21 protein-coding genes are annotated in these 22,007 nt (G+C 60.1%); 18 read left to right on the top strand and 3 right to left on the bottom strand.

The window, feature by feature from the left end; translation table 11 throughout:
* Positions 1 to 3 precede the first annotated feature (3 nt).
* Genes GE543_RS00775 through GE543_RS00835 form a run of 13 tightly spaced genes read left to right on the top strand, consistent with a single transcriptional unit; the run spans position 4 to position 12,876 of the window.
* Positions 4 to 471 carry a type II toxin-antitoxin system RatA family toxin gene (locus GE543_RS00775; RefSeq protein WP_153220187.1) on the top strand — a complete coding sequence of 156 codons (468 nt, stop codon included), beginning with the start codon at positions 4 to 6 and terminating at the stop codon, positions 469 to 471.
* Position 472: 1 nt separating this feature from the next.
* Positions 473 to 1,582, top strand: a complete 1,110-nt coding sequence (locus GE543_RS00780; protein ID WP_153220189.1) for an SDR family oxidoreductase — start codon at positions 473 to 475, stop codon at positions 1,580 to 1,582.
* 34 nt (positions 1,583 to 1,616) lie between these two features.
* Positions 1,617 to 2,633 carry a fatty acid desaturase family protein gene (locus GE543_RS00785; protein ID WP_153220191.1) on the top strand — a complete coding sequence of 339 codons (1,017 nt, stop codon included), beginning with the start codon at positions 1,617 to 1,619 and terminating at the stop codon, positions 2,631 to 2,633.
* Positions 2,634 to 2,637: 4 nt separating this feature from the next.
* Complete coding sequence (locus GE543_RS00790) at positions 2,638 to 3,150, top strand: deoxycytidine triphosphate deaminase (RefSeq protein WP_153220193.1); 513 nt, start codon at positions 2,638 to 2,640, stop codon at positions 3,148 to 3,150.
* A 2-nt stretch (positions 3,151 to 3,152) separates the two neighbouring features.
* Positions 3,153 to 3,827, top strand: a complete 675-nt coding sequence (gene dcd / locus GE543_RS00795; RefSeq protein WP_003410417.1) for a dCTP deaminase — start codon at positions 3,153 to 3,155, stop codon at positions 3,825 to 3,827.
* On the top strand, positions 3,817 to 5,712 hold the full coding sequence (locus GE543_RS00800) for a PEP/pyruvate-binding domain-containing protein (protein ID WP_371927061.1): 1,896 nt from the start codon (positions 3,817 to 3,819) through the stop codon (positions 5,710 to 5,712). Before dcd ends, GE543_RS00800 begins: the two co-directional genes overlap by 11 nt.
* On the top strand, positions 5,709 to 6,887 hold the full coding sequence (locus tag GE543_RS00805) for a hypothetical protein (protein ID WP_153220195.1): 1,179 nt from the start codon (positions 5,709 to 5,711) through the stop codon (positions 6,885 to 6,887). The genes GE543_RS00800 and GE543_RS00805 overlap by 4 nt, the downstream gene beginning before the upstream one ends.
* 24 nt (positions 6,888 to 6,911) lie before the next feature.
* A complete protein-coding gene (locus GE543_RS00810) occupies positions 6,912 to 8,048 on the top strand; it encodes a hypothetical protein (protein WP_153220197.1) in 1,137 nt (378 codons plus the stop codon).
* Positions 8,045 to 9,091 (top strand): hypothetical protein, encoded by a 1,047-nt coding sequence (locus GE543_RS00815; RefSeq protein ID WP_153220199.1) that lies wholly within the window; start codon positions 8,045 to 8,047, stop codon positions 9,089 to 9,091. The genes GE543_RS00810 and GE543_RS00815 overlap by 4 nt, the downstream gene beginning before the upstream one ends.
* Positions 9,092 to 9,103: 12 nt before the next feature.
* On the top strand, positions 9,104 to 9,691 hold the full coding sequence (locus GE543_RS00820; RefSeq protein ID WP_153220201.1) for a dephospho-CoA kinase: 588 nt from the start codon (positions 9,104 to 9,106) through the stop codon (positions 9,689 to 9,691).
* Positions 9,688 to 11,271, top strand: coding sequence for a hypothetical protein (locus GE543_RS00825; RefSeq protein ID WP_153220203.1), 1,584 nt, complete (start codon positions 9,688 to 9,690; stop codon positions 11,269 to 11,271). Before GE543_RS00820 ends, GE543_RS00825 begins: the two co-directional genes overlap by 4 nt.
* Positions 11,272 to 11,309: 38 nt before the next feature.
* Positions 11,310 to 12,107, top strand: coding sequence for a TIGR01458 family HAD-type hydrolase (locus tag GE543_RS00830; RefSeq protein WP_153220205.1), 798 nt, complete (start codon positions 11,310 to 11,312; stop codon positions 12,105 to 12,107).
* Positions 12,108 to 12,135: 28 nt separating this feature from the next.
* Complete coding sequence (locus GE543_RS00835; RefSeq protein ID WP_153220207.1) at positions 12,136 to 12,876, top strand: GntR family transcriptional regulator; 741 nt, start codon at positions 12,136 to 12,138, stop codon at positions 12,874 to 12,876.
* A gap of 139 nt (positions 12,877 to 13,015) precedes the next feature.
* Here GE543_RS00835 and GE543_RS00840 read toward each other — a convergent pair whose 3' ends face one another.
* Positions 13,016 to 14,464 (bottom strand): fatty acid desaturase, encoded by a 1,449-nt coding sequence (locus GE543_RS00840; protein ID WP_153220209.1) that lies wholly within the window; start codon positions 14,462 to 14,464, stop codon positions 13,016 to 13,018.
* A gap of 232 nt (positions 14,465 to 14,696) precedes the next feature.
* Here GE543_RS00840 and GE543_RS00845 point away from each other — a divergent pair, with 232 nt between their 5' ends.
* Together GE543_RS00845 and GE543_RS00850 are read left to right on the top strand one after the other, a co-directional pair.
* Entirely contained in the window at positions 14,697 to 15,362 is a 666-nt protein-coding gene (locus GE543_RS00845; RefSeq protein WP_003416638.1) for a hypothetical protein, read from the top strand.
* Positions 15,356 to 16,471, top strand: coding sequence for a hypothetical protein (locus GE543_RS00850; RefSeq protein WP_032702886.1), 1,116 nt, complete (start codon positions 15,356 to 15,358; stop codon positions 16,469 to 16,471). Before GE543_RS00845 ends, GE543_RS00850 begins: the two co-directional genes overlap by 7 nt.
* On the opposite strand, the gene GE543_RS00855 is transcribed toward GE543_RS00850, so the two are convergent.
* Positions 16,419 to 17,366: a hypothetical protein gene (locus tag GE543_RS00855; RefSeq protein ID WP_032702887.1), complete on the bottom strand. Its 948-nt coding sequence runs from the start codon at positions 17,364 to 17,366 to the stop codon at positions 16,419 to 16,421. The two genes, GE543_RS00850 and GE543_RS00855, sit on opposite strands and share 53 nt — an antisense overlap.
* 24 nt (positions 17,367 to 17,390) lie before the next feature.
* Positions 17,391 to 18,257 carry a metal-dependent hydrolase gene (locus GE543_RS00860; RefSeq protein WP_178118520.1) on the bottom strand — a complete coding sequence of 289 codons (867 nt, stop codon included), beginning with the start codon at positions 18,255 to 18,257 and terminating at the stop codon, positions 17,391 to 17,393.
* Between the two features lie 137 nt (positions 18,258 to 18,394).
* Here GE543_RS00860 and GE543_RS00865 point away from each other — a divergent pair, with 137 nt between their 5' ends.
* The 3 genes from GE543_RS00865 to GE543_RS00875 are packed head-to-tail and all read left to right on the top strand — an operon-like array spanning position 18,395 to position 21,998.
* Entirely contained in the window at positions 18,395 to 19,312 is a 918-nt protein-coding gene (locus GE543_RS00865; RefSeq protein WP_003416644.1) for a fatty acid desaturase, read from the top strand.
* A complete protein-coding gene (locus GE543_RS00870) occupies positions 19,312 to 20,928 on the top strand; it encodes a GH3 auxin-responsive promoter family protein (protein ID WP_178118521.1) in 1,617 nt (538 codons plus the stop codon). Before GE543_RS00865 ends, GE543_RS00870 begins: the two co-directional genes overlap by 1 nt.
* The gene (locus GE543_RS00875) at positions 20,913 to 21,998 is read left to right on the top strand and encodes an aromatic ring-hydroxylating dioxygenase subunit alpha (protein WP_153220211.1); all 1,086 of its coding nucleotides are present in this window, start codon (positions 20,913 to 20,915) and stop codon (positions 21,996 to 21,998) included. Before GE543_RS00870 ends, GE543_RS00875 begins: the two co-directional genes overlap by 16 nt.
* The last annotated feature ends 9 nt before the right edge of the window (positions 21,999 to 22,007 follow it).

Consider the following 22,007-nt stretch of genomic DNA (forward strand, 5'->3'; position numbering starts at 1 on the left):
CCTATGCCTGATGTATCAACCAGTGTTCTTCTCGGTGATTTCGAGCCTGGCGAGGTCTGGCCAATTCTCTCGGACTTCGCTCGCTATCCCGACTTCATGAGCGATGTGCTCGAGGTTGTCGTTCACCCCCGGCAAAGTGAATACGTTTCCAGTACGTGGCGCGTATTGATCAATGGCAGCGAGCTGACCTGGACCGAGCAGGACTGGCTGGTGACGGACGAGCGCATCGAGTTCAAGCAGACCGATGGCGACCTTGAGGTCTGGTACGGCGAGTGGCTGCTGATCCAGCGCGAAGACGGCTTGCACGTGGACCTGAACGTCACCTTCGACCTCGGCATCCCGTCGCTGGCCGAAGTCCTGCACCCGATCGGTGAACGGGCGATTCGCGCCAACAACGTTCAGATGCTGGACGGGATACGCAATCAACTGCTCGCTCGCCGTCATCAGCGGGTTGCGGCAGGGGGCTGCTGATATGCGCTCGACATTGATCATCACCGGGGCCAGCGGTGCGCTGGGCTCCTGGTTCGTGCGCGACTGGCTCAGTCAGCATCCGGCGTCGCATGTGATCGCCTTGTGCCGTTCCACGCAGGCGGCCAGTCGCTGCCTGCAGGATTTGCCTGAGCACAGCCGCTCGCGGCTCGAATGCCAAATCGCCGACCTTACAGACGCCGAGTCCCTGAATGCGCTCGCCGCCACGCTGCCCGCTATCGAGTGCGCCACAGCAGTCCATCTGGCTGCCGATGTGGCCTGGGACAAGACCTTCGACGAGATGCACGAGTTGAATGTCGAAGGTGCGCAGCTGTTCTGCGGCTTTGTCCAGAAGCTGGTGCGCAAGCCTCATTTCATTTATGTGTCCACAGCGTTCACCCGTTGTGAAGGCTGGACCTATCGCAACGGTTACGAGGAAAGCAAGGCAGCCGCAGAGCGTGGTTTGCGTGAGACCTTCGGCACGCAGATGCCGATTTCCGTGTTCAGTTGCAGCCTGGTCATTGGCGCTACCAGCGATGGTGCAATCAGTCGTTTTCACGGCCTGTACCCGCTGATTCGCTTCATCAATGCCTTTGCGCCGCCTTTTCTGGTCGGCAATCGCCAGGGGTTGTTCGATCTAGTGCCTATCGATTGGGTGGTGGACGAATTGATCCATCTGGTCAGTCATTGCGTGGCCGGTGGTGAAGGGCGTGAGGTCGTCGCCTCGGCGGGGGATGCACGCCTGCCTTATGAGCAGGTGATCCGCATCATCGAGTCGCGCGTCGACCATGCTCGACAGCAGGCGGGTATTACGCCCTTGACCCCGGCACCGATCCTGCGCAGCCGGCAATGGGCGTTCCTCAAGCGCTCGCTGGTCGCATGGCGGCCTGAAGGTATTTCGACCCGGGATTTCCGCTATTTCGAGCGCCTGTTGCAGATCTATGGCGTGTACGCCGAAAGCGATCTGGTCAGGCCACCGTTGAATGTCCGGAACCCGGCACCCGGCGCGGAAGTGTTTTTACCCAAAGCGGTGGATTACTGGCTGGCTCATGCGCCCGACGCGCGGCTCAGCCTGGACAAGCTTGTCGCGAAATCGGCGGCAATGCACGATTAGCAGGCCCTTTCAACGATTGAACGGGAGATGGAACATGGCAGACACAATCGAACTCGACACGATGGACAGTGGCGCTTACGACCGACGCTCCGAGCGCGCCACGTTGGCACGCGACAACCTGTCACTGACCTCGGATCTCAAGCAACTCAGCCACTGGCGGCAGGCATTGCAGATAGGCGTGCAGTGGGCGGTGATCGCCTCCGCAGTCACGCTGGCTGAAGTCAGCGACTCGACGCTGGTGTGTCTGATCGCATTAGTCGTCATTGCGACGCGACAGCACGCGTTGCTGGTACTCATGCACGATGCGGCGCATTTGCTGATCAGCCGTGACAAGCGGCGCAACGATCTGATCTCCAACGTGTTCCTGACGTTTCCTCTGACGTTGAGCACGTCACGCTACCGGGCTCACCACATTGCCCACCACAAGCACCTCAACACGCCCGACGATCCGGACTATGCCGATGCCTTCGCACCCGCCAGTTCCGGGTTGTTCTGGCAGGCTCTGCTGCGCGATATCAGTGGGCTGTCGACCCTGCAATCGCTACGCACGATGGACAGTTTCAGCGTGATCGGACTGTTCACTCACCCCGTGCCGTCGACCCGCATCGAGCGCTATCAGGCAATGGCCTTTTATGTCTGCGCCGCGCTGCTCATCACGGCTTTGCAGGCCTGGCCGGGCGTGCTGCTTTACTGGCTGGCGCCACTGGTGTTCTTTCTGCCGCCGATTCTGCGCATTCGCAGCCTGTCGGAGCACGCAGGGCTTTCGACCCGGAGTGTGAAGCGCGATGCACGCAGTGTCAGCCCCGGCTGGCTGGAACGAGGGCTGTTCGCGCCGTGCAATATCAATCGGCACTGGGAGCACCACCTCTTTCAACAGATACCCAGCTATCGCCTGGGCACCTTGTCTCGACGCCTGGCGCAACGCCTGCCTGGCTCGGCTGCCGCCTGCTGCACTGAGGGCTATCTCTTGGGGGAACGCAGCATGCGCGCCGAATTGTATGGTGCCAACGGCCGAGCGCGTGCCGTGGCCTCTCTGGATCAGGAGGCTTGAACCCATGATGCTGACCGGTTCTGAAATAGTGAAGATGCGCGAGGTCGGCAGTGTCGTCATCGAGCCCTTCGACCCCGCACATGTCGAGGTCAATTCGTACGGCTGTCACCTGGCGGATCTGCTTCTGGAGTACCGCAGCGACCGCATCGATCCTCACGGTGAGCTGGAGGTGGTCGAGCACCATATTCCGCCCGAAGGCTTCGTGCTGTACCCCAACCGTTTTTACCTGGGCGCCACCACCGAGCAGATCGGCGGTATCGATTTTGCCAGCGAGCTTTACGCCAATGTGTCCACGGCGTCCTGTGGTGTTTTCATCCAGACCAGTGCGCCGCTTGGTCATACCGGTGCGGCCATCAGCTGGACGCTGGAAATCGTCGTGACTCAACCGGTGCGGGTCTATGCCGGCACCAAAGTGGCCAAGGTCTGCTTCTGGGCGAACTTCGGCATGACCACCTGCTACGCGGGACGCTACTTGGGCTCCAAGAGCACCGTGCCCTCGAAAATCATTCTGGATTGACCATGATATTGACCGGTAGTGAAATCGAAAATCGCGTGCGTTCGGGTGAAATCGTCATCAGTCCGTTTTCCCATGAGAACGTCAATCCCAACAGCTACAACTTCCGCTTGCATGACCAGATGAAGGTCTACGAAGACGATGTGATCGATGTGCGCGCCGAGGCGTCGACGCGAACCATCGAAATCGGTCCGGAAGGCTTTGAATTGCAGCCCATGAAGCTGTATCTGGCCTCGACCATAGAAACCATGGGCAGCACCCATTTCGTACCGACGTATGCGGCTCGTTCTTCGATCGCCAGGCTGGGCATGTTCATTAACCTGTCGGCGCCGCTGGGCGACATCGGCTTCGTCGGGCGCTGGACCTTGCAGCTGTATGCGCTCAACCGCATACGGGTTTACCCCGGCATGAACATCGGTCAAATGATGTTCTGGAACGTCAAGGGCGATATCGAGCTGTATTCCGGAAAATACCAGGGCGCGACCGAGGCCTTCGCGTCACGGATTTTCATGGATTTCGAGAAGACGCCGCGCCCGCAGCCGCTGGTGCCCAACCTTGCGCCATTCCCCGCTGCTGCAGCCCAGGAAGAGCTCGATGCCGCGCCCGATGCGCTGGCGGCCAGGTCCGGTCGAATGGCCACCGATATTCCACTGATAGCAGGAGGCCGTCGTGTCCAGTAAATACTCGACCTTGAAACACCTTGCCGGTGATCTGCCGGTGCCCGCCCTGAGCGCTCTGCAAGATGCTGATTACCGCGTGTTATGGCAGGACTTTGCCAGCCGCAAACAGGCCATTGAGGACACGCTGAAAACCGTGCGCATCACCGCTGGTGCCTTCCTTGACGAGCACATGGACAGAATCGCCCGGCTGGCCGAGTTCGAATGGAGTGACGCCGCCGACAGCCATCTTCAGGCATTGCTCGGGCAGGCAGGCTTTGATGCCGACAGCGAACTTGCCGTGCGCTCTTCGGCGAATATCGAGGATGGCAACCAGCACAGTTTCGCCGGAATTTTCAGCACGCATCTGTCGGTCAAAGGGTTGCCGGCGCTCAAGGCGGCGATTCTGGATGTCTGGCGCTCCGGGGTTTCCCGTCAGGCCATCCTGGAACGCTTGCGGGCGTCGATGCTGGAAACACCGGTCGAAATGACGGTGATCATGCAGCGCATGGTCAAGGCTCGCTTCGCAGGCGTCGCGTTCAGCCACGATCCGCTGACCGGTGAGGCCGTGACGCTGATTGAAACGGTCGCCTCGCTGGGTGAAGCGATGGTGTCCGGTGTGGAGAGGGGCATGTCGGCGCGGATCGGTGACCAGCAATTGCTGGAATGTGACCCTGCGCTGGAACCGCACACCGCATTGCTGCTGGAGGTGGCCGCGCTGGCCTCCAGGGCATCTGCGGCGTTGGGCATGCCTGCCGACATCGAATGGGCGGTGGATGAGGGGCAACTCTGGCTGCTTCAGGCAAGACCCGTCACCAGCCTGCGCGAGGCGCGCAGCCTGGAACCGGTGCTGGAGTGGGCTGAACTCTACCTTGCCAGTGACGACGCACTGACGGATTTCCGTCCATTGCCTGCCTTTGCGCAGTATTTTCGAAGCAAGCGCCGTCCGCTGGCCTTGTTCGCACAAACCCACGGCGTCTCGGCAGGCCAGGCATTGCTGATAAAGGCCAATCGTCAAGGGCTGCTCGAACCGGCCATGAGCCAGGCACTGCTGGACAGGCTCAAGACCGATCAAGTGGTACTGGATTTCTCCGATCAGGTGCGCCAGCAGATCCTCGAACGTGGCGCACTGCGTGAGCGGCTGCTTGAACTCAGCGATGAGCGGGTGGTGTGTTTCGTGCTGCGCGAATTTCTGCAAGGAGAAACCGGGCTCATTACCCAGGCGTGCGATGACGGCTCGACGACCTGTGAGTGGTCATCGGAAGGTTTGTTGGCGATCAATCGCGGCATTGCCGGCACTCAACGTGCGCGCCTGGCGACGAACGACCCGAGTGGGCCCGCCGATGCGCAGCAACTGCACAGCATCACCCACGCGGCTGGCGCGCTGCTGGGCTCGGTGCAACTGGAATGGGTAAGGGCAGGGCAGCAGTTGCATCTGATCGATTTTTCGCCGTTGTCGACGTTCGTGCAGGTGCAGGACGCAACGGAAATCCGCCTGATTTCGCCAGGTTATGCCGACGGGCCGGTGGTGCTGGTCACGGCGGGTCGACAGCTGGAAGAACTGAGTATCTCGGCCACCGTGTCGATCAATTCGATCCCTTCGTCCAGCTCGCTGGGTGCCGAGCTCGAAGAACTCGAGCGACAACTGCGTGTTCACGACGGGCAGGCGATTGTGGTCTCGCCGCGCCCTTATGCGGCCCTAGCGGCATTGCTGCCGTTCGCGCGCGGTTTTGTCTTCGAGCAGGCGTCCATGCTTTGCCATCTTTCCATTCTGTTGCGTGAACACGGCATTCCTGCCGTGGAGTCCGAAGCGCTGTATCAGCAGGGGCTTGCCGGACAACGGATCACTTTCAGCCAGAGCCCGAAGGCGCTGCCTCACGCGGTCAACGAAGTACGGGAGCTACAATGACTAAGGATATTTCGCTGTTGTTTTTCGATCCACACACCCTCAACGGCAGCCTCGATTCTGCGCTGGTTGCCATTGTCGACACAGAGGCTGCGCGAGCCCGTCACTCGGACAACGGTCTGTTCATCCCCAGCGGTACGTTGCATGCGCAGTGGCTTTCCAATACCCATCACACCCATGTGCCGATGCCCATGAAAGACTTCGACTTTCAGGTGTTCAATGCCGGGCAGCGTAAGCGCACCCAGGACAGCCGTTCGCGCATGCATATGCTGGATCCGACGCTCAATCGTCGACCGTCCGATCAGGCCCTGATGGCCACCCTGGCGGTGACGCATCACCCCGATAAATGCAGCGTTTATCACTACGTTCACGAGGGCGAAGCCGGGGCCTTGTTCCTGCACTTGATGGATGTCGAACCGGTCGAGCGTGCTGTCTGGAGGGCCTGGCAACGTTTGGCCCGATCTGCTGCTGCGCGTGTGGCCGTTTCGCAACCGATGCTGAGCGATGACTGCTGGTACGTGCGCTGGCGTCCGGAAATGGAGCTGGAACGTAAATTCACCTCGTTTCAGATACCTGACATGTGGCAGTTGTCCACCGCGATGCACAAGGCATTCGGAGAGGGCGCCTTCAAGGACCTGGTGCTGGAAATCGACCGTGACTTTCAAACCTACGACTATGAATCGCATATCTTCGAAGTGACGGGTGACCCCCTCGAAACCGGTTACATCTCGTTCATTCCCCAGGCCGACGGGCTGATGGCAGTCAAGCGCAAATGGTTTCTCGAGAACGCGGAATTGCGCCGCGAAGACTTCAACACCGATCAGCCGGTGGCGTTTGCCGATATCGAAACTCACGCCCGCTCGATGACCTCGGCGAACCTGCTTCGGCTCAAGCCGTTCAGGCGCACCCGGATCGACATCAATTTCGAATCGCTGAGGACCGGTAATGGTTTCGGGGCGTACTTCGATGTCTGCCGCATGGTCGACGGGAGTGCGGAGTTCGCCCAGGTCGAAGTCGAATATTGCCGCAGCAGGACCCTGCACACGCTGCGCGAGGTGGAGGAAGACTTTGAAACCGTATCCAACGTGATGCGCGACTTTCTGGCGGAGCGGCACCCGCCGTTTCAGCAGGATCTCTATTCGAAACTCGACTTTGCCCGTGAGGCGAGTCGGCTCTGAATTCACTTTGCCGGGGAGATAAGCATGTCGCAATCCACGACCACGCAGACGGCTATTGTGTTCGGTAGCTGGAAAATCCGTCATCAGGAGCCGTTCGGCAGCGATGACCACAGGTTGTATGCCATTGCCGCGGACACGGCGTTGCTGGGTGAGCTGACCGCCGTCGCTGACCTGCGAGGCCGCCACCGGGTACTGGCACGCTGGGATGCCGACGGGGGGATGCTCCTTGAGGATTCGCACGGCGCGCTGGGCGATGAAAGCTGCCACAACCTGTCCGGTGCCGCGATCCCGCTGGCGATCATCCGCTTGCAGGCGGACCGGGTGCACATCAGCCATTTGCTCAATCGCATCGATGTGCATCGTTCGCTGTTTGTACAGCCGCCGCTTGCAATCGAGCAGCCTGCCGTCCCGCAAAACCTGTTGATCGCGCTGCGCAATGCGTTCGAGCGCAACCATCTGGCGATCAACAATTGGGAATGTCGCTACGCCACCAGCGAACAGACCTATGTCGAGTCCATCGAGATGGCACCTGATTGCCATGCGCGAATGCTCGGCGAGGCCTGGTTCGACGCCAGTTTCAGCCCGGCAATGGCGCCGTTCACCAGCCAGTGCGGTGACGAATTTCAGGTCTGGGACCATCAGGTAACCGCTGCCAGGGCGGAAGACGGTGGTTATGTATGGGTCGAGCACTGCAGTCGCAAACGCAAGCTGGCGGTCAATGAACCCATCGTGCAGCTGTTTCGCAGCGCGCCGGGCAACCTGTCCGGCACCGTAAGGCACCTGTCGCTGGGCTCCCCGACGCTGGAGGCCATGGCCATGAACATTGACTGCACGCTGCAGGCGCTTGGCGAGTATCGACGTTATGCGTTCAGTGCCCCGTGTGAATCCGTGGACAGCGGCAACCTCTTCGCGATCACCTTCGAGACCTGCATGCCGCTCGATTCGCAGGCGGGGAGCACGACGCGCGGTGAGGTGCGGTTTCTCAAGTGCCGGGGCGCACTGGACCCTCAGTCGATCAATGCTGATCTGCGCAGGCTGATGGCGCATCTGCAGGCATTTCTGAGCGAACGTCGCCAGGAATGCTGGCCCCTGACTGATCGTTTTGCCTTTCTGCATTCGCCATCACCCTTCATCACCAGCCCGGAGAGCCTGCACTCATGAGCCGTTATCTTTGCAATGGACGCTATCGATTCGAACTGGACGATCAGACCTCCGGCTCGGCACTGGCCCAGCGGCTGCGGGTATTCCTTGCGCCTTACTTTGCCGAAGTGGACGACGACGGCCAGACCATCGTCGACCTGAGGGTTCGGCTGCACGACAGCGCGGCGTTCAACGCCGAGTGGATGAGCCTCTGCGTGACGCCTGACATCATCCGCGAAACCTACGCCCCCGGCTTTACCCTGCGGGTGTTGCGTGGCCATGACCCGGAGACAGGGCTGGACTACGCTTGGGATGCCGATACGCGGGTCGGTTACCGGATTGATCGGGCGCGTCACACGGTTGATTTTCATGGCGACGAAAATGCCTTCATCCACTTGATCGAGCTAGTGCGTTATTACGGGCTGCTGGTCGAGCAGGCCAAAGGCAGTGTGATCATGCATGCCTCGGCGGTGGTCGCACCGGACGGCGGAATCGTTGCCATCGGCGGTGCAAAAGGGGCAGGCAAGACCACCACCATGCTCGATCTGGTGCTGTCCGATGAGTACCTGTACTTTTCCGGGGACAAGCTGTTGCTGGACAGCGTCGACGGTCGGATTCGTGCCCGCGGCTGGCCGGATTATCCGCATGTCGGTGTCGGCACATTACGTACACATCCAGAACTGGCAAAGCGACTCGATCTGGCAGCGGTGGCCGATGATCTGTCGATCGCGCATACCGAAAAACGCCTGTGCAAACCCGAAGCCATGCGCGCCGCACTCAAGGCCAGCCCGGAAGGCTGTGGCTGGCTGGAGACCGTCATCCTGCCCAACGTGGCGGCGCGGGGCAAATTGCGGGTCGATGCAATGGGCCGCGATGCGATTCTGGAACAGATTCACTCACCCACGCTCTTCGAGTGGCCGCATCGTTTCGTTACCTCGACCTGGCACGGTTTGCTGGATGCCGGTTCGCTGACCGACAGCGTACCGCCGCAGATCGTCCGTGGGCTGCTCGGTGTACAGTGGCAAAGCCGTGTGGGCGTGGCGCGCGAGCTGATCAGCGCCTGATAAGGAGATCCTATGAACCACGCTACCCAATTGCGTCTGGCGCTGGTGGCCCCCAGCGGTTCCGGGAAGAGTACAACCGCCGATTTGCTGCGTGAGTATTTCGAAACGGCAGGGCTGTCGGTCGAGGTCATCAAGCTCGCCCAGCCCTTGTACGAGTTACAAGGCATGTTCTATGCGCAGGCCGGGGTGCAAGTGGCGAGCGGCAGCCAGAATCAGCGTTTGCTGGAGTGCATCGCACGCGAGCTGAGGGATCTGGACAGTCAGTCGCTGGTCACGAACTTCGCCCGACGATTGGCCCGGTGCTGCGCGCAGGTGGTCATCAATGATGACCTGCGCGACGACACGGTCGACTGGCCGTACCTTCAGGCGCAAGGCTTTCAGGTGATCAAGGTGCTTGCCGATTCATCCGTGAGACAAACGCGTCTGGGGCAGCGAGGCGACATCAGTGTGGTGGAAAACAGCCCACTGGATCTGCAGATGCGCCGGATCGAAGCGGATTATGTACTGCCCAACAGCGGTTCTATAGAGCAGTTGAAGCAGCGTGTTGCCGTGGTGGCCCGCTGGGCGTTGGACGACTCTCAACGCCGGATCGCTTCATGAAGGGCGCTGATCCGTTGGTATGGCTGTTGATCGACGGGTTGTCGTGGGAGCTGGTCAAGCGTTACCGGGCACGACAGCCTGGACGGCCCTCGGCGCAGTGGCCGTGTTACCCCTTGCTGCCACTGTCGCCCAATTGCCAGACCCCGCCCTCGCTGTTGTCGATCTTCAGCGGCGCACCGGTCAGCGAGCACGGTTTGACGGGCTATCTCGTGCCTGCGCCAACGCCGCAGGACTGCCTGGCGGTGACGGATGCCTTTGAGGTCTGGCCGCGCCACATCGATATGGTCTGGGATGAATGGGCGCGCCAGGGCATCACTTTCCGACTGTGTGCCGTGCCCTTTGTCCAGCCCGACAGGCTGGGTGACGCATTGCTTGGGCAAAGCTGCGTCTACCAGGGTTTTTCGCTGCGTCCCGAGGTCATTGAAAACGGTGGCTGCCTGCGTATCGAGGCCCTGGATGTGGTTGCCAGAGTCAGTCTTCAACAGGACGGTGCGGTGCTCGACTGGCCAGAAGACCATGGCCGTGCTGCGTGCCGATTGCCGCTGGGCAGAACGGTGCACGTGCCGTTGTCGCGGCAGGCCCCGGGCAATGTGTGCAAGGCGATTGCACTGCGCGCGGTGCACATCGAAAAACGTGTTTGTGTGATCAGTTTCGGTTACCGGGAGGTCCAGGCGCTTGATCTGCAGGGCGACGCCGGCAAGGCTTACGTGGCCAATGACCTGACGGTGCTGTACCGCACCGGACAGCTGGGCACACGGCTGGATGAGGGCGGGCAGGGCGCTGCGGAATGGCTGCTGCTGGAACTGATGCGCGAGATGCATGAAAGCTTTTGCGACGACATTGTCGGCGCAGTCAGGGCCGGTGATGCACAGCGTGTCATCGGTTACTACCCGGTGGTGGATCTGCTGTCACATCATTTGCTCAAGTACCTCGCGCCAGACTGGGCCAGCGAATTGATGCAAGCGGTTGGGCAACGCCTGTTCGACGAGATATCGGGGTGGGTCGATGAGCTGATCCTGCGCTGCGTCGATGCGGCGGGTCGGGAGATACGCTGCGTCGCTCACTCTGATCACGGCATGGCACCGGTCCATCACGATCTTTACCCCAACAGTTTTTTCGAGCAGCAGGGCTGGCTGGTCTATGACGCATCAGGTGTGCCGGATATGCAAAAAAGCGCGGCGCTCTTTCATCCGGCCGACAACGGTCTGGTGCTGTTCAACACCGCGCGACTGGCGCTGTCCGGACACAACCCTGGCTCAGTGACCGACGCCTGGCGCAAAAGCCTCGCACAGCCTTTTCGAGATGAGTGGACGATGTTCGAGTGCGCCGACGGGCAGGTCTTTGCCGAAGGCTGGACGGGCGGCTGCTACTGGCAGGCCCCGCGCGGCACGCGACTGCTGGCCGCTCGTTCAGCACACGCCGTTCGCCTCAGCCGAAAAGGTGGCGATCACACGGTATGCGCCAATGACCCGTGGTTGCGTGGCGTATTGCTGGATGCCAGCAGCACGCCGTTGCCACGGCCTGCCGACGCTGAAATGACATTGCCTGCGATTCGCCAGTGGCTCACAGCCACATTCTGACACCTGACTCGATACTTTTAGCCACAGGGAGCTTATCCATGCGCTTCGACAGCCTGCTTTTCGATATTGACGGCACACTCATGCTCAAGGGACAGCCTCTGCCGGGCGCAGCAGACGCATTGAGCTTCGCGCGTTCGCAGGGGTTAAGGCTGCAATTACTGACCAACACCACGGCGAAGATGCCGGAGGCGCTGGCAGAGGAGCTTTGTCATGTCGGAATCGAGGTCGTCCCCGACGAAATCCAGACCGCCACCACGGCCTGTCTGGGCTATTTGCAGCAACATCCGCACCTCAAGTGCCATCTGCTGGTCCCCGATTCGATACGGCCGGCGTTCAGCGGCATCGTTACAGACGATACGAACCCGGACGTAGTGGTCATCAGCGATATCGGCGAAGCCTTCGACTACGCCACGCTGAATCGCTGTTTCCGTATGTTGCGAGGCGGTGCTCGTCTCATTGCGCTGCAAAAAAACCTGTTCTGGTTCGATCGTGACGGGGAACGCCTCGATTGCGGCGCCTTCATCGTCGGGCTTGAGGCCGCAGCACAGGTACAGGCCCTGGTCATGGGCAAGCCGTCGCCGATGTTTTTCGAGGCTGCCCTGCGCAAACTCGATACCAGCGCCAGCCGCACTCTGGTGGTGGGCGACGACGTTCTGACTGACTGCGCAGGGGCGAAAGCCGTCGGTGCCAGCAGCCTGTTGGTGCGTACCGGAAAATATGACCCGACGCTATTCGAGGCCCATCGGCAAAACGTGGACGCGGTGATTGAAGGGATTGCAGATTTCCCACGCTGGTGGATGTCCGGCAATACCGCAGATCATCTGCGCCAAGGTTAAGTAACTGGATTACAAGGACGAATCATCAATGCAGACAGCATGCGCCAAAAAATTGAAAGAGCGCTCGGAAACCATGTCCGAGCGGATTTACGCCCTGCTCAAAGAAGACATTTCCGAGTTTCGTCTATTACCCGGCGAACGATTTACTGAAGGTGAGGTGGCCGAGCGTGTTCAAGCCAGCCGTACACCGGTCAGGCAGGCATTGTTCCGGCTGGAGCAGGAAGGCTATGTAGAGGTTTATTACCGAAGCGGCTGGCAGGTGCGGCCCTTCGATCCTCGTCACTTCGAGGAGCTGTATGACGTTCGGGTGGTGCTCGAGCTGACGGCGCTCGCCAGGCTGGGGTTGATGGACCTGAGTGTCGAGCCGCTGATCGACGAACTCATACGCACCTGGCTGGTGCCGAAAAGCGAGCGTTTGAGAGACACCGATATCCTCGCCGGGCTGGGCGAACGCTTTCATTGCGCGTTGGTCGAGGCGGTGGGTAATCGGGAAATGGCCAGGCTGCATTATGAGATCACCGAGAAGACCCGAACCATCCGGCGTCTTGAGTTCAGCGCCTCCAGAGTCGATGCAACGTACGAAGAACATGGCAGCATTCTGAAGGCCCTACTGCAACGTCGGCCGCAACACGCCCAGCAATTGCTGGAAGCGCATGTCGAACTCAACAAGGAGGAGGCGCGCAGAGCCACCCAGCATGTTTTGCGCCGCGCGCGTCACTACGCCGAGAAAAACGGCGAGCCCGTCAGGTTACGTGCGCAAGCGCAGTGAGGGGGTGCTGGATAGCTGCGCGTTTCGGTCGTTTGATCCATCACCGGTAACGCAATGCTTCCAGCAACAGGGCAAAGTTCCTTGATCACCGCGCGGCCGATAATGGCGAATGACTATTCTGAGGCAGAGTGTGTAGGTATCAGTAGTTCTGCTTGAGCCTCGACCACATCAGCGAGGCAAGCGAGCGTGATGCCATGAGCTGCTCCTCGGCGCGAACTGCAGAGGGCAGGGCATGCCACGGTATGCTGGCGGTTCGGTGATGCTGTAAGTGCAGGTTGATATGGTAAGGCCAGATGAAAAATCGTCCCAGCCAGCCGACGCGCCAGGCGTAGGTCCACTCTTCCCAGCCAGGCGTGACGCCGGGGCCGCCGCTGTGCTCGGCCATGCTGCGAATTTTCTGCAGCAGGGTGCCGACCGTAATCAGGGGCAGGAACCACAGCATCGCCACCACCCCGAACGTTTGCGCCGAGCATTGCCAGATAAGCGCGGCGACAATCATCAGCCATACCAGCGCTGCCGAAATCAGCGGGCGGGTGAGCGCTGGCGGCGCGCCTCCTGCGGCCTTGTAGGCGGCAATGTTGCGCAGCGTGTTGATCAGCAGCAAGTCTCCCAGCAGTTGCCTGGCCAGCAACTTCGCGGTTAACGGTCGGAACTGCCAGGGCTGGCGGTAATAGAGGAAGCGTCGTTCCGGGTCCTGTTCGGTACCCGCGTGCTGGTGATGGTCCAAGTGCAGGGGCCGGTAGAATTCGATCGGCACCAGGCCCGGAACACCGATCGCCAGGTTGATCAGGAAGTCGTTAGTACTGCGCTGTCGAGTCAGGTGGTAATGGGTTGCATCGTGATACAGCACGAACAACGCGTGCTGCCTTGCTGCCACGATGAGCACGGCCAGCAGATAAAAGCGCCAGTCTGCGAGGTAAATCGCGACACGAATCGTGACCAGTATGCACAGCCATTCGAGTAGCAGAGCCGATAAGGTGCGCATGTCTACCGCACAGCGCCTGAGTACCAAGGTCGTCAGGCCGCAGGCCAGGCCGATGAACACGCCACAGGCCATGTCGGTGAAGACATGCTGCCCGGTGGTCATCACCGTCAGCATGAGCACGGCGCTCCAGAGGGCAAATACCCAGGCCGATCTCAGCCGCAAACCGCCCATGACGACGCTGATTGCAACGGGTAACGCCACATGCCCGCTGGGTGATGCCGCCAGTGGCGCATCGAGCCGGTACAGCCAGTCGAGCCACGCGGAACCGCTTTCAGGACGCAGGATCATGGTCGGCCAGAACAGGTGGCTGACCAGGCACAGCCCGGCGGCCAGGGCGCCGGCGAAAAATACCGGCAGCAGCCAAGAGGACTGACGCCCCATGTAAACGAGCACCGGCATAACCAGCGTATAGCTGAGATACAGCGGCAGTGTGAACGGCAGCAAGGGCATATGAGCGTCGACGATACCTGGCTCGACGAGCCTTGCTGGGCCCATTGGAACGTGTGTCACCAGAAAGTACAGCAGGCCGGTGACCAGCAGGTAGGCCAACAGCCACGTGACGGGACGATCAGTACTGGACGTGGCGCATTGATAAGGATGCATGGGTGCGAAGCCTGGTTCATTCGTTACGTGCACAAGCGAACGCCCGGACGGGCCAGACTGTGCGCAGCGATGATTGCAGAAGAATCGGGACATTGTGCCGAGAGACTGATTGCCCTCTGCGGCCCGGCAATTCAGAATCCGTTCATTGTGTTTCCATACATCGAAGGCCTCCATGAGTTTGTGCGCGACCGCCGTTGGGCGCCCCGATTTACGATCAGTCGATATCGATCGGATGTTCGAGATTTATTCTGCCTGCTATCAGGATACCTGTCGGGCTCGATTCGAGCAGGACCTTGACGACAAGACGCATTGTGTCGTTCTGCGCGACACCCATGACACGATCATGGGCTTCACAACGCTGAAACTGTTTGAAATGAGCTGGGATAATCAGCCCTGCAAATTCATTTTTTCCGGTGACACTATCATCACCCCTGAACACTGGGGCAGCCAGCAACTCGCCTTCGCCTGGTCTCGACTGGTGGGCGACCTGTGGCGTCAGGCTCCCGATGTTCCCCTTTACTGGTTTCTGATCTGCAAGGGGCATCGAACCTATCGCTATCTGCGGGCAATGGTACTGGATTACGCACCGCGTGCGGGTCATTCGACAGCGCCTCGTGTCCAGGCCTTGATGGATCACCTTGCCTATACGCGTTTTGGCGATGCCTACGACCCGGCCACCGGCGTGCTGTCATTCAAGACGCCGCAGGGCCGCCTCAGCGCGGAGCTTGCACTGATCTCGGAAAATCACGCAAAGCTGCCGGAAGTCGAGTACTTTCTGCAAAAGAACCCGCGTTACGCCGAGGGTGACGAACTGGTTTGCCTGTGTCGCCTTGCCCCCAAAAACCTGCGACCGCTGGCTCGACGGCTGTTTATGACCGAGCAGTACTCGGCGTGCTGATTCGTCAGGCCGGTACGGCGGACAATTCGCGTCTTCTCGACTTTCAACGGCGACACACGATGCGCGGGAGCATGCCGCTACGTTTTGATCGTAGCCCGGACTACTTCGCCCTGCACCGCTGCCATGCCGACGATCAGCGCACCTGGATCGCCGAAGGCCCGGAGGGCGAGCTGCGCGGCTCGGCCAGTCTGGTGGTGCGTGATGGCTACCTGCACGGTGGTGTCGAGCCTGTCGCCTATCTGGGCGACCTACGACTGACGCCCGATCGCAGGCTGTCCCGGTCATGGATGGCCGAGGTACAGACGCGGCTCGCGGATCTGTCCCGTGAAACAGGCGCACAGCATGCCTATTGCTGCATCATCCGCAATAACGCTCTGGCGACCCAGTCGCTGCTGGGGCGACGACGAGCAAACCCGCTGAAACTCGCACACTGGCGTGGCTACAGTAATGTCTCAGTCTACGGTCAGCGTGGTTTGAGTAGCGTTCCCCGCACTAGCGGCGAGGTGAGGGTCGTCCGCGCAGCCCCTCGTTACCTGGATGCGCTGAGGGCGTTTCTCGACAGCGAGTCATCCCGGCAATCGTTTGGCTGTGTGTTCAGCGAGGCGGAGTTTGAGCGCAGGCTCAGCCAGTGGCCGGATTTCGGTATTGACTCGTTTCTGCTGGCTGTCGATGACCGCGACAACCTGCTGGGCTGCGTCGCGCCCTGGGACGCCGGGAAGATAAAACGCATCGTCGTCGAACAGATGCCCCTGACGCAGCAGTTACTGCGCCTTGGCTACAATGCGCTCGCACCTCTGGCAGGCCGACCAGGTATCGCAGCGCCTGGCCAGGCACTGCGGGATATCTACCTGACCCACCTGCAGGTTCGCCATCGTGACCCCGAGGTGTTTTGCGCGCTGCTGGATGTTGCCTGGAAGCAGGTGCGCAAAGACTATTCGCTGATGCAGTTATGCCTTTACGACCAGGACCCGCTGTGGAAGGCAATGCATCGTTATCACGCCTTTTCCTTGCCGATGGACCTTTACACGGCACGCTGCGGCAGCCACGCAGCCGAGTTTACCGAGGCTTGTGCGGCGAGTATCCCAGGCTTCGAAATCTATCTGGTGTAGAGCGTTCTGGCGTACGTGTCTGGTGTAGCACGTCGAGCAATGTCCGCCAGAATCTCGTCGGGTCGAAGCCGGTGCCGCCCAGTATCGGCTGACCGTGATCCAGATCCGGCAGACAGATCTGCGGGACGCCTGGCAATGCCAGGTGTTCCATGTAGAACTGACCGTCATGCGCATGCCCGGGACGCAACGCATTCAGGCGCTGATGGTGAGTATCGAAGTGTGAGCGCCGCGCGGCCGACCAACTGACGACATGCAGACAGTGCAGGGTGGCGGGCAGGGCGGAGAGCATTTTGGCAACCTGTGGGTCGCGGTTGCTGCTGATGTCCCGGGTGCCCGCAGCCAGTGGTGCGCTGTTAATCATCGCCTGACGGAACCTGTCCATTCGATAACCTCGGCCAGCGCTAGCGGCGCCGTGGCCCAGCAGCTCATCGATGATCGGCGAGGGTCCAGCGGGCGGCTGCACCAGTGCTATGCCGTCACACGCGTCGAGCAGGTCCTTGTTCTGTGACAACGCTGCCAGCGTATCCAGACCACCCTTGCTATGAGCCAGCACCACAAAGCGCTGCCCTGGCTTGAGTCGGCTGCCGAGCAGGGTCGCGATGTGCCTGCCTTGCGCGATCACACCGCGTGAGGAGCGCACCGGCATGCGCAGGACATCGTGGCCCGCAGAGGTGAGGGACCGGGCACCGGCGCGATTGCAGTAGAGGATGAATTCCGAGTAAAGACCTGCAACCAGCACGACCAGGGTGTTCTTTGGCAGGCTGGGCAAGGGCACTTGCCAGCGCTGCAGGAACAGATCGGTCCAGTCCAGCTCCGCAGGGTTACGTACGAAAGCGGTAGCCGGGAAATGCCTTTGCCACTCCTCGAAGCCATCGGGTGTCCAGATGGTCTTCATGCGAGCCAGCCCCGAAAGCTGCGTTCAGCGCTGTTCATCAAGTGCCTTGCGAGCGTTGTCGAGCAGCTCGCGTGTGTCGATTCGGTCAGGATGGAAGCCCGGAGCGAACCAGAACAGCCCGGCAGGCACGATGCGCGACAGCAGGCCGGGATTGACGAACAACCACCATTGCAGGCGCAGCCATTCGCGCCAGTTGCGGTGTTGCCGGTCCCCGCGGACGAGGTGATAGGTGAAGTAAGTAAGGTCGAAAGTGAAATACACCGAAAGGCTCGTCATCGCCACCCAACGAAGCAGGTAACGCCTTAGCGGGTTGCGTTCTACTTTGCACAGCACGTCATAGGCCACAGCCTTGTGCTCGATTTCTTCCATTGCGTGCCAGCGCCACAGACGGGCCATCGTCGGGGCGGCGCCCGCCATGTAGGCCGGGTTTCGCAGAATCTGCTCGGACAGTATTGCGGTTATGTGTTCAAGGCTGGCCGTCAGTGCCAGACGAAAGCTGGCCGGTAATCGCTCGCTTTCCTTTCTGCGCCGCAACAGCATGCGTTCCAGTTTTTCGACCGGCGCGCCTTGTGCGCCCAGAAGCAGGTTATAGGCACGGTGCTCGCGGATGTGCGACGCCTCCTGATAGACGAAATCGTCGACGGCCTTATCCAGAGCGCTGCCTTCGTCGAGCTGGTGGCGAAAGTGCACCACACTCTCGATGAAGATTCTTTCCCCTTGGGGAAACATGAACGACAGACAATCGAAAAAACGCGTGGTATGCGTGCGGCCGCCATGCCAGTAGCGCGGGATGCTGTCATCGAAGGTGAAGCGTATTGATCGGTGCGTGATTGCCTGCGGGGAGAGCATGGCCGCCGAGCGCCTGGACAGGATGCGTTTGAAGAGCGACATGGTGCTCGGCTTACCGTGATATCAAAGTGCACAGTGTGCCAGACTCCGGCAGGCTTGAAACTGCCGAATAACCATACTGGCGCTCGGGCAGGTATACTTCCAGGCTTTCGAATGTGGTCATTCAGGCGCAGTTATATATGGATATTCACCCGGCACGCCGTTTCGACAAGGCCAACCTGGCTGTGCTGGTGCTTCAGACGCTGTTCTGGGGCGCTACGCTTACCTGGCTGTCCCACACTGGCGCAGGTCCATGGAAATGGCTGATCCTGATTCCGTTCTGTCTGGTCATGCAGGGTGTGTTCTCGATGATGCACGAGGCATTTCACAGCCTTGCGCACAGCGACAAAACCGTCAATTACCTGATGATGTGCTGGGCCTCGACCCTGTTTGGGGCGTCCGCGACGCTGATCCACATCAATCACCTCGGGCACCACTCACGGAACCGCACACGTGCCGAACTGGCCGATTTTGCGATGCCGGATGAATCCCTGCTGCGTAAACGGCTGGAATACTATTTTGCGGTGCTCGGCGGTATCTGGCTGGCGGCGTTCGTCGGCAGCCTGCTGCTGCCTTTGCTGCCGCCACGTCTAGCTGATCGATGGTCGCAGAGCGGTGAGGTCAATACTTACGCTGCGGCATTCAAGGATTTCTCGATCAGCGACTTTCGGCGCATCCGCAAGGAAGTCATCACCGGCATTATCGTCTGGCTGACGTGTGCTTACCTGCTTGGCTGGTCTTGGGAAGTGGTTCTGATTGCCTATATCGCATTCGGTTTTTCCTGGTCATCGCTGCAATGGGTCTATCACATGCGCACCCCGATAGATGTCGTCGAAGGTGCCTACAACATGCGGGCGCCACGCGTGGTCCGCTGGGCATTCCTCAACTTCAATTACAACCTGACTCACCATCGCCATTCACAGATGCATTGGCAGCACATGCACGCGGCATCCAATCCAAAGGAAACCCGACCTCTGTGGTTCGGCTGGCTACAGGTGTTCATGCCTCCGCAGCGACTGCCCGATGATCTGACCCAGCTCGACAAGACCTACTTTTGATGCTGGCGGGTGATGATGTGAAAAGAGCCTTGTGGCGCTCGTTCATGGACAGTGCTTACGTCACGCTCGATCACTGGCAGCGTCTGTTCGAGCAACCCGAAGAATCTCAGCAGCGCTTACTGCTGCGGATGCTGTCGGCCAGCCGTGACTGCGCCTTCGGCCAAGCTCATGATTTTGCCGGAATCCGCGATTCCGAAGAGTTTCGCAAGCGGGTACCGATACATACCTATGCCCAATTGCAGCCCTGGATCGAGCGTGCGCAGCATGAACAAGGGCCGATACTGACCGCCAGTCCGCCGTTGTTCTTCGAGCGCAGCAGCGGCAATAGTGCAGTGCAGAAACACATCCCCTATACGCAGGAATTCCTTGGCCAATTGCAGGGTTCCCTGACGGTGTGGCTGGCGGATATGTACCGCCAGGTCCCGGAAATCAGCCATGGCAGCGGGTATTGGTCCATGTCGCCGCCCTTGCAGCAGCCGGCAATGACGGCCAATGACATACCGATCGGCAGTGCCAGCGATCTGCAATATCTGCAAGGCAGTGCAATCGCCGGACTGGCCGGGACATTGCTGATTCCTGAACTGACCAGCGACGTGGCGCACTGGCGCAGGCATACGCTGCTCGCCCTGACTGCAGATGCCGGGCTGAGCTTTATCAGCGTGTGGAGCCCGACGTTTCTGACCAGCGTGCTACAGCCACTGCTCGACACTGAATCGCCTGAAAGTCGGCAGATAGTTGCCTGGCTCGAAGAAAGGTTGCCGGCAACTCGCCAAAAAGCCTTACGCCACGCCCTTGCTCATGGGGTATTCACCGAGTTGTGGCCTCGTCTTGCGGCGGTAAGTTGCTGGATGGACGGACCGAGTCGTGTATACGCCCAGCAACTGGCTGCGCGTTTCCCTCAGGCAAGCTGGTTGCCCAAAGGATTATTCGCGACTGAAGGCGTGGTCAGCCTCCCGTTTGGCGAAGGGGCTGGCTGCCCGTTGGCGATAGGCAGTCATTATCTGGAATTCATCGGGGATGACGGGCTGCCAAAAGAAGCTCACGCCCTGCGTATGGGTGAAACCGCGCAAGTGCTGCTGACTACCGGTGCAGGTCTTTACCGGTATGCACTGGGGGATCGGGTGCGCGTAGTCGGTAAGCTCGCCGGGACTCCGCGTGTGGAGTTTGTCGGGCGTTGCGCAAGTACCTGTGACCTGGTGGGCGAGAAGCTCGATGAGCAACTGGTCGAGCGAGCCCTTGCGCAATGCATGGACGCGGCCGACAGCGCATGCCTGATACCCGACTCCAGCAGCGCACTGCCGCATTATGTGGTGCTGCTGTGTACCTCAACGACGACACTGGCAAGCATTTGCCGCAATGCGTTGGCCAACAGTATTGAAATGGCCCTGCAGCGCTCCTTTCACTATGCACATGCGCGCACGCTGGGTCAGTTGGGCCCGGTGCGTATGCGTTTCGTCTGTGGAGGAGCGCAAAGACTCGCAGAATTGCTGCAGCGCGCTGCAGAGTCGACGGGTATTCGTGCGGGCGACGTCAAGCCGCGTGCATTGATCAGCCGTCTGGACACGGCTGACGCGCTCCTTGCAATCACGGAAGAACCTGAATGTCCGCAACCTTGATCAGTGAAACCGATACCCGTGACGACGGCACGCTTGAGCAGTGGTATGTAGCGTGCACGCAGAAGCAGCTGCGCAAAGGCAAGCCACATCGGGCCAGGATACTCGGCTTGAATATCGTTCTGTTTCGCCAGCGCGACGGGCAGCCCGCTGCGTTGCTGGACCAGTGTGTGCACCGTGGCACAAGGCTTTCTGCCGGCAAAATCAGCGATGATTGTCTGGTGTGCCCGTATCATGGCTGGCGCTATGACGCGAACGGCCAGGTGGTGCATATTCCCAGCGTAGACGCCAGGCAGGGCGCAGCGAAGTCGCCTGACTATCGCTACCGGCAGCGCCATTTTGCCGTCTGCGAACAGGATGGCCTGGTCTGGGTGTACACCGGCACGCGCGATGCTCGCGAAACACCGATATTCCGGCTGCCTGCCTATGGCGAACGCCCGTGGCAATCCTATTTCATGATCAACACCTTCGATGCCGATGTCGGCAGTCTGGTGCAGAACTTTCTGGACGTGCCGCACACCGTGTTCGTTCACGAGGGTATTTTTCGCTCGAGCAGCGGTCGAGCCATGGAAGCGACGCTCTCCTGCAAGGCGCAGAGCATTGAGGTTGTCTATCACGACGAAGTCGACGAGATCGGGATGATGCAGTGGCTGACCAACCCGGACGCCGAGCCGCTTGTGCACACGGATCGTTTTCTGGCGCCTAATGTGACGTTTTGTGATTACCTCTGGGGGCTACGCTCAGGCTTCCTGATCGTGAGCCAGATCACGCCTGTCGATGACTGCCAATCGCGCGTCTACACCTACATTGCCTATCGTTTCCCAGTGCCGCGCTGGGTATTGAGAATTTTGCGTCCTGTCATCCATCTGTACACGCACATCGTGATTCAACAGGACGTCAGAATCATTCAGGCGCATCGCGAAGGGCTCGACAATGCGGCTGGTTTCAAACCGTGCAATGTGCCTGCCGATGCAATCCATGTGGGCGTCGAGCAACTGCTTGCTGCGGTCCGGCGCGGCGAGGCGCTGCCGGAAGCACAGCGCCGCGAGCGGCGGATTCGATTCGAACTTTGATAGTGCGGT

Origin of the sequence: Pseudomonas sp. SZ57 (assembly GCF_009495975.1) — a bacterium.
GTDB classification, from domain to species: domain Bacteria; phylum Pseudomonadota; class Gammaproteobacteria; order Pseudomonadales; family Pseudomonadaceae; genus Aquipseudomonas; species Aquipseudomonas syringae.

Bases quoted from the DNA above. Each gene is read 5' to 3' on its own strand.
- dcd (WP_003410417.1), top strand. From the start codon at position 3,153: ATGATATTGACCGGTAGTGAAATCGAAAATCGCGTGCGTTCGGGTGAA.
- GE543_RS00790 (WP_153220193.1), top strand. From the start codon at position 2,638: ATGATGCTGACCGGTTCTGAAATAGTGAAGATGCGCGAGGTCGGCAGT.
- GE543_RS00775 (WP_153220187.1), top strand. From the start codon at position 4: ATGCCTGATGTATCAACCAGTGTTCTTCTCGGTGATTTCGAGCCTGGC.
- GE543_RS00855 (WP_032702887.1), bottom strand. From the start codon at position 17,366: ATGAAGACCATCTGGACACCCGATGGCTTCGAGGAGTGGCAAAGGCAT.
- GE543_RS00820 (WP_153220201.1), top strand. From the start codon at position 9,104: ATGAACCACGCTACCCAATTGCGTCTGGCGCTGGTGGCCCCCAGCGGT.
- GE543_RS00835 (WP_153220207.1), top strand. From the start codon at position 12,136: ATGCAGACAGCATGCGCCAAAAAATTGAAAGAGCGCTCGGAAACCATG.
- GE543_RS00805 (WP_153220195.1), top strand. From the start codon at position 5,709: ATGACTAAGGATATTTCGCTGTTGTTTTTCGATCCACACACCCTCAAC.
- GE543_RS00825 (WP_153220203.1), top strand. From the start codon at position 9,688: ATGAAGGGCGCTGATCCGTTGGTATGGCTGTTGATCGACGGGTTGTCG.
- GE543_RS00810 (WP_153220197.1), top strand. From the start codon at position 6,912: ATGTCGCAATCCACGACCACGCAGACGGCTATTGTGTTCGGTAGCTGG.
- GE543_RS00865 (WP_003416644.1), top strand. From the start codon at position 18,395: ATGGATATTCACCCGGCACGCCGTTTCGACAAGGCCAACCTGGCTGTG.
- GE543_RS00870 (WP_178118521.1), top strand. From the start codon at position 19,312: ATGCTGGCGGGTGATGATGTGAAAAGAGCCTTGTGGCGCTCGTTCATG.
- GE543_RS00785 (WP_153220191.1), top strand. From the start codon at position 1,617: ATGGCAGACACAATCGAACTCGACACGATGGACAGTGGCGCTTACGAC.
- GE543_RS00845 (WP_003416638.1), top strand. From the start codon at position 14,697: ATGTTCGAGATTTATTCTGCCTGCTATCAGGATACCTGTCGGGCTCGA.
- GE543_RS00860 (WP_178118520.1), bottom strand. From the start codon at position 18,257: ATGTCGCTCTTCAAACGCATCCTGTCCAGGCGCTCGGCGGCCATGCTC.
- GE543_RS00875 (WP_153220211.1), top strand. From the start codon at position 20,913: ATGTCCGCAACCTTGATCAGTGAAACCGATACCCGTGACGACGGCACG.
- GE543_RS00815 (WP_153220199.1), top strand. From the start codon at position 8,045: ATGAGCCGTTATCTTTGCAATGGACGCTATCGATTCGAACTGGACGAT.
- GE543_RS00840 (WP_153220209.1), bottom strand. From the start codon at position 14,464: ATGCATCCTTATCAATGCGCCACGTCCAGTACTGATCGTCCCGTCACG.
- GE543_RS00830 (WP_153220205.1), top strand. From the start codon at position 11,310: ATGCGCTTCGACAGCCTGCTTTTCGATATTGACGGCACACTCATGCTC.
- GE543_RS00780 (WP_153220189.1), top strand. From the start codon at position 473: ATGCGCTCGACATTGATCATCACCGGGGCCAGCGGTGCGCTGGGCTCC.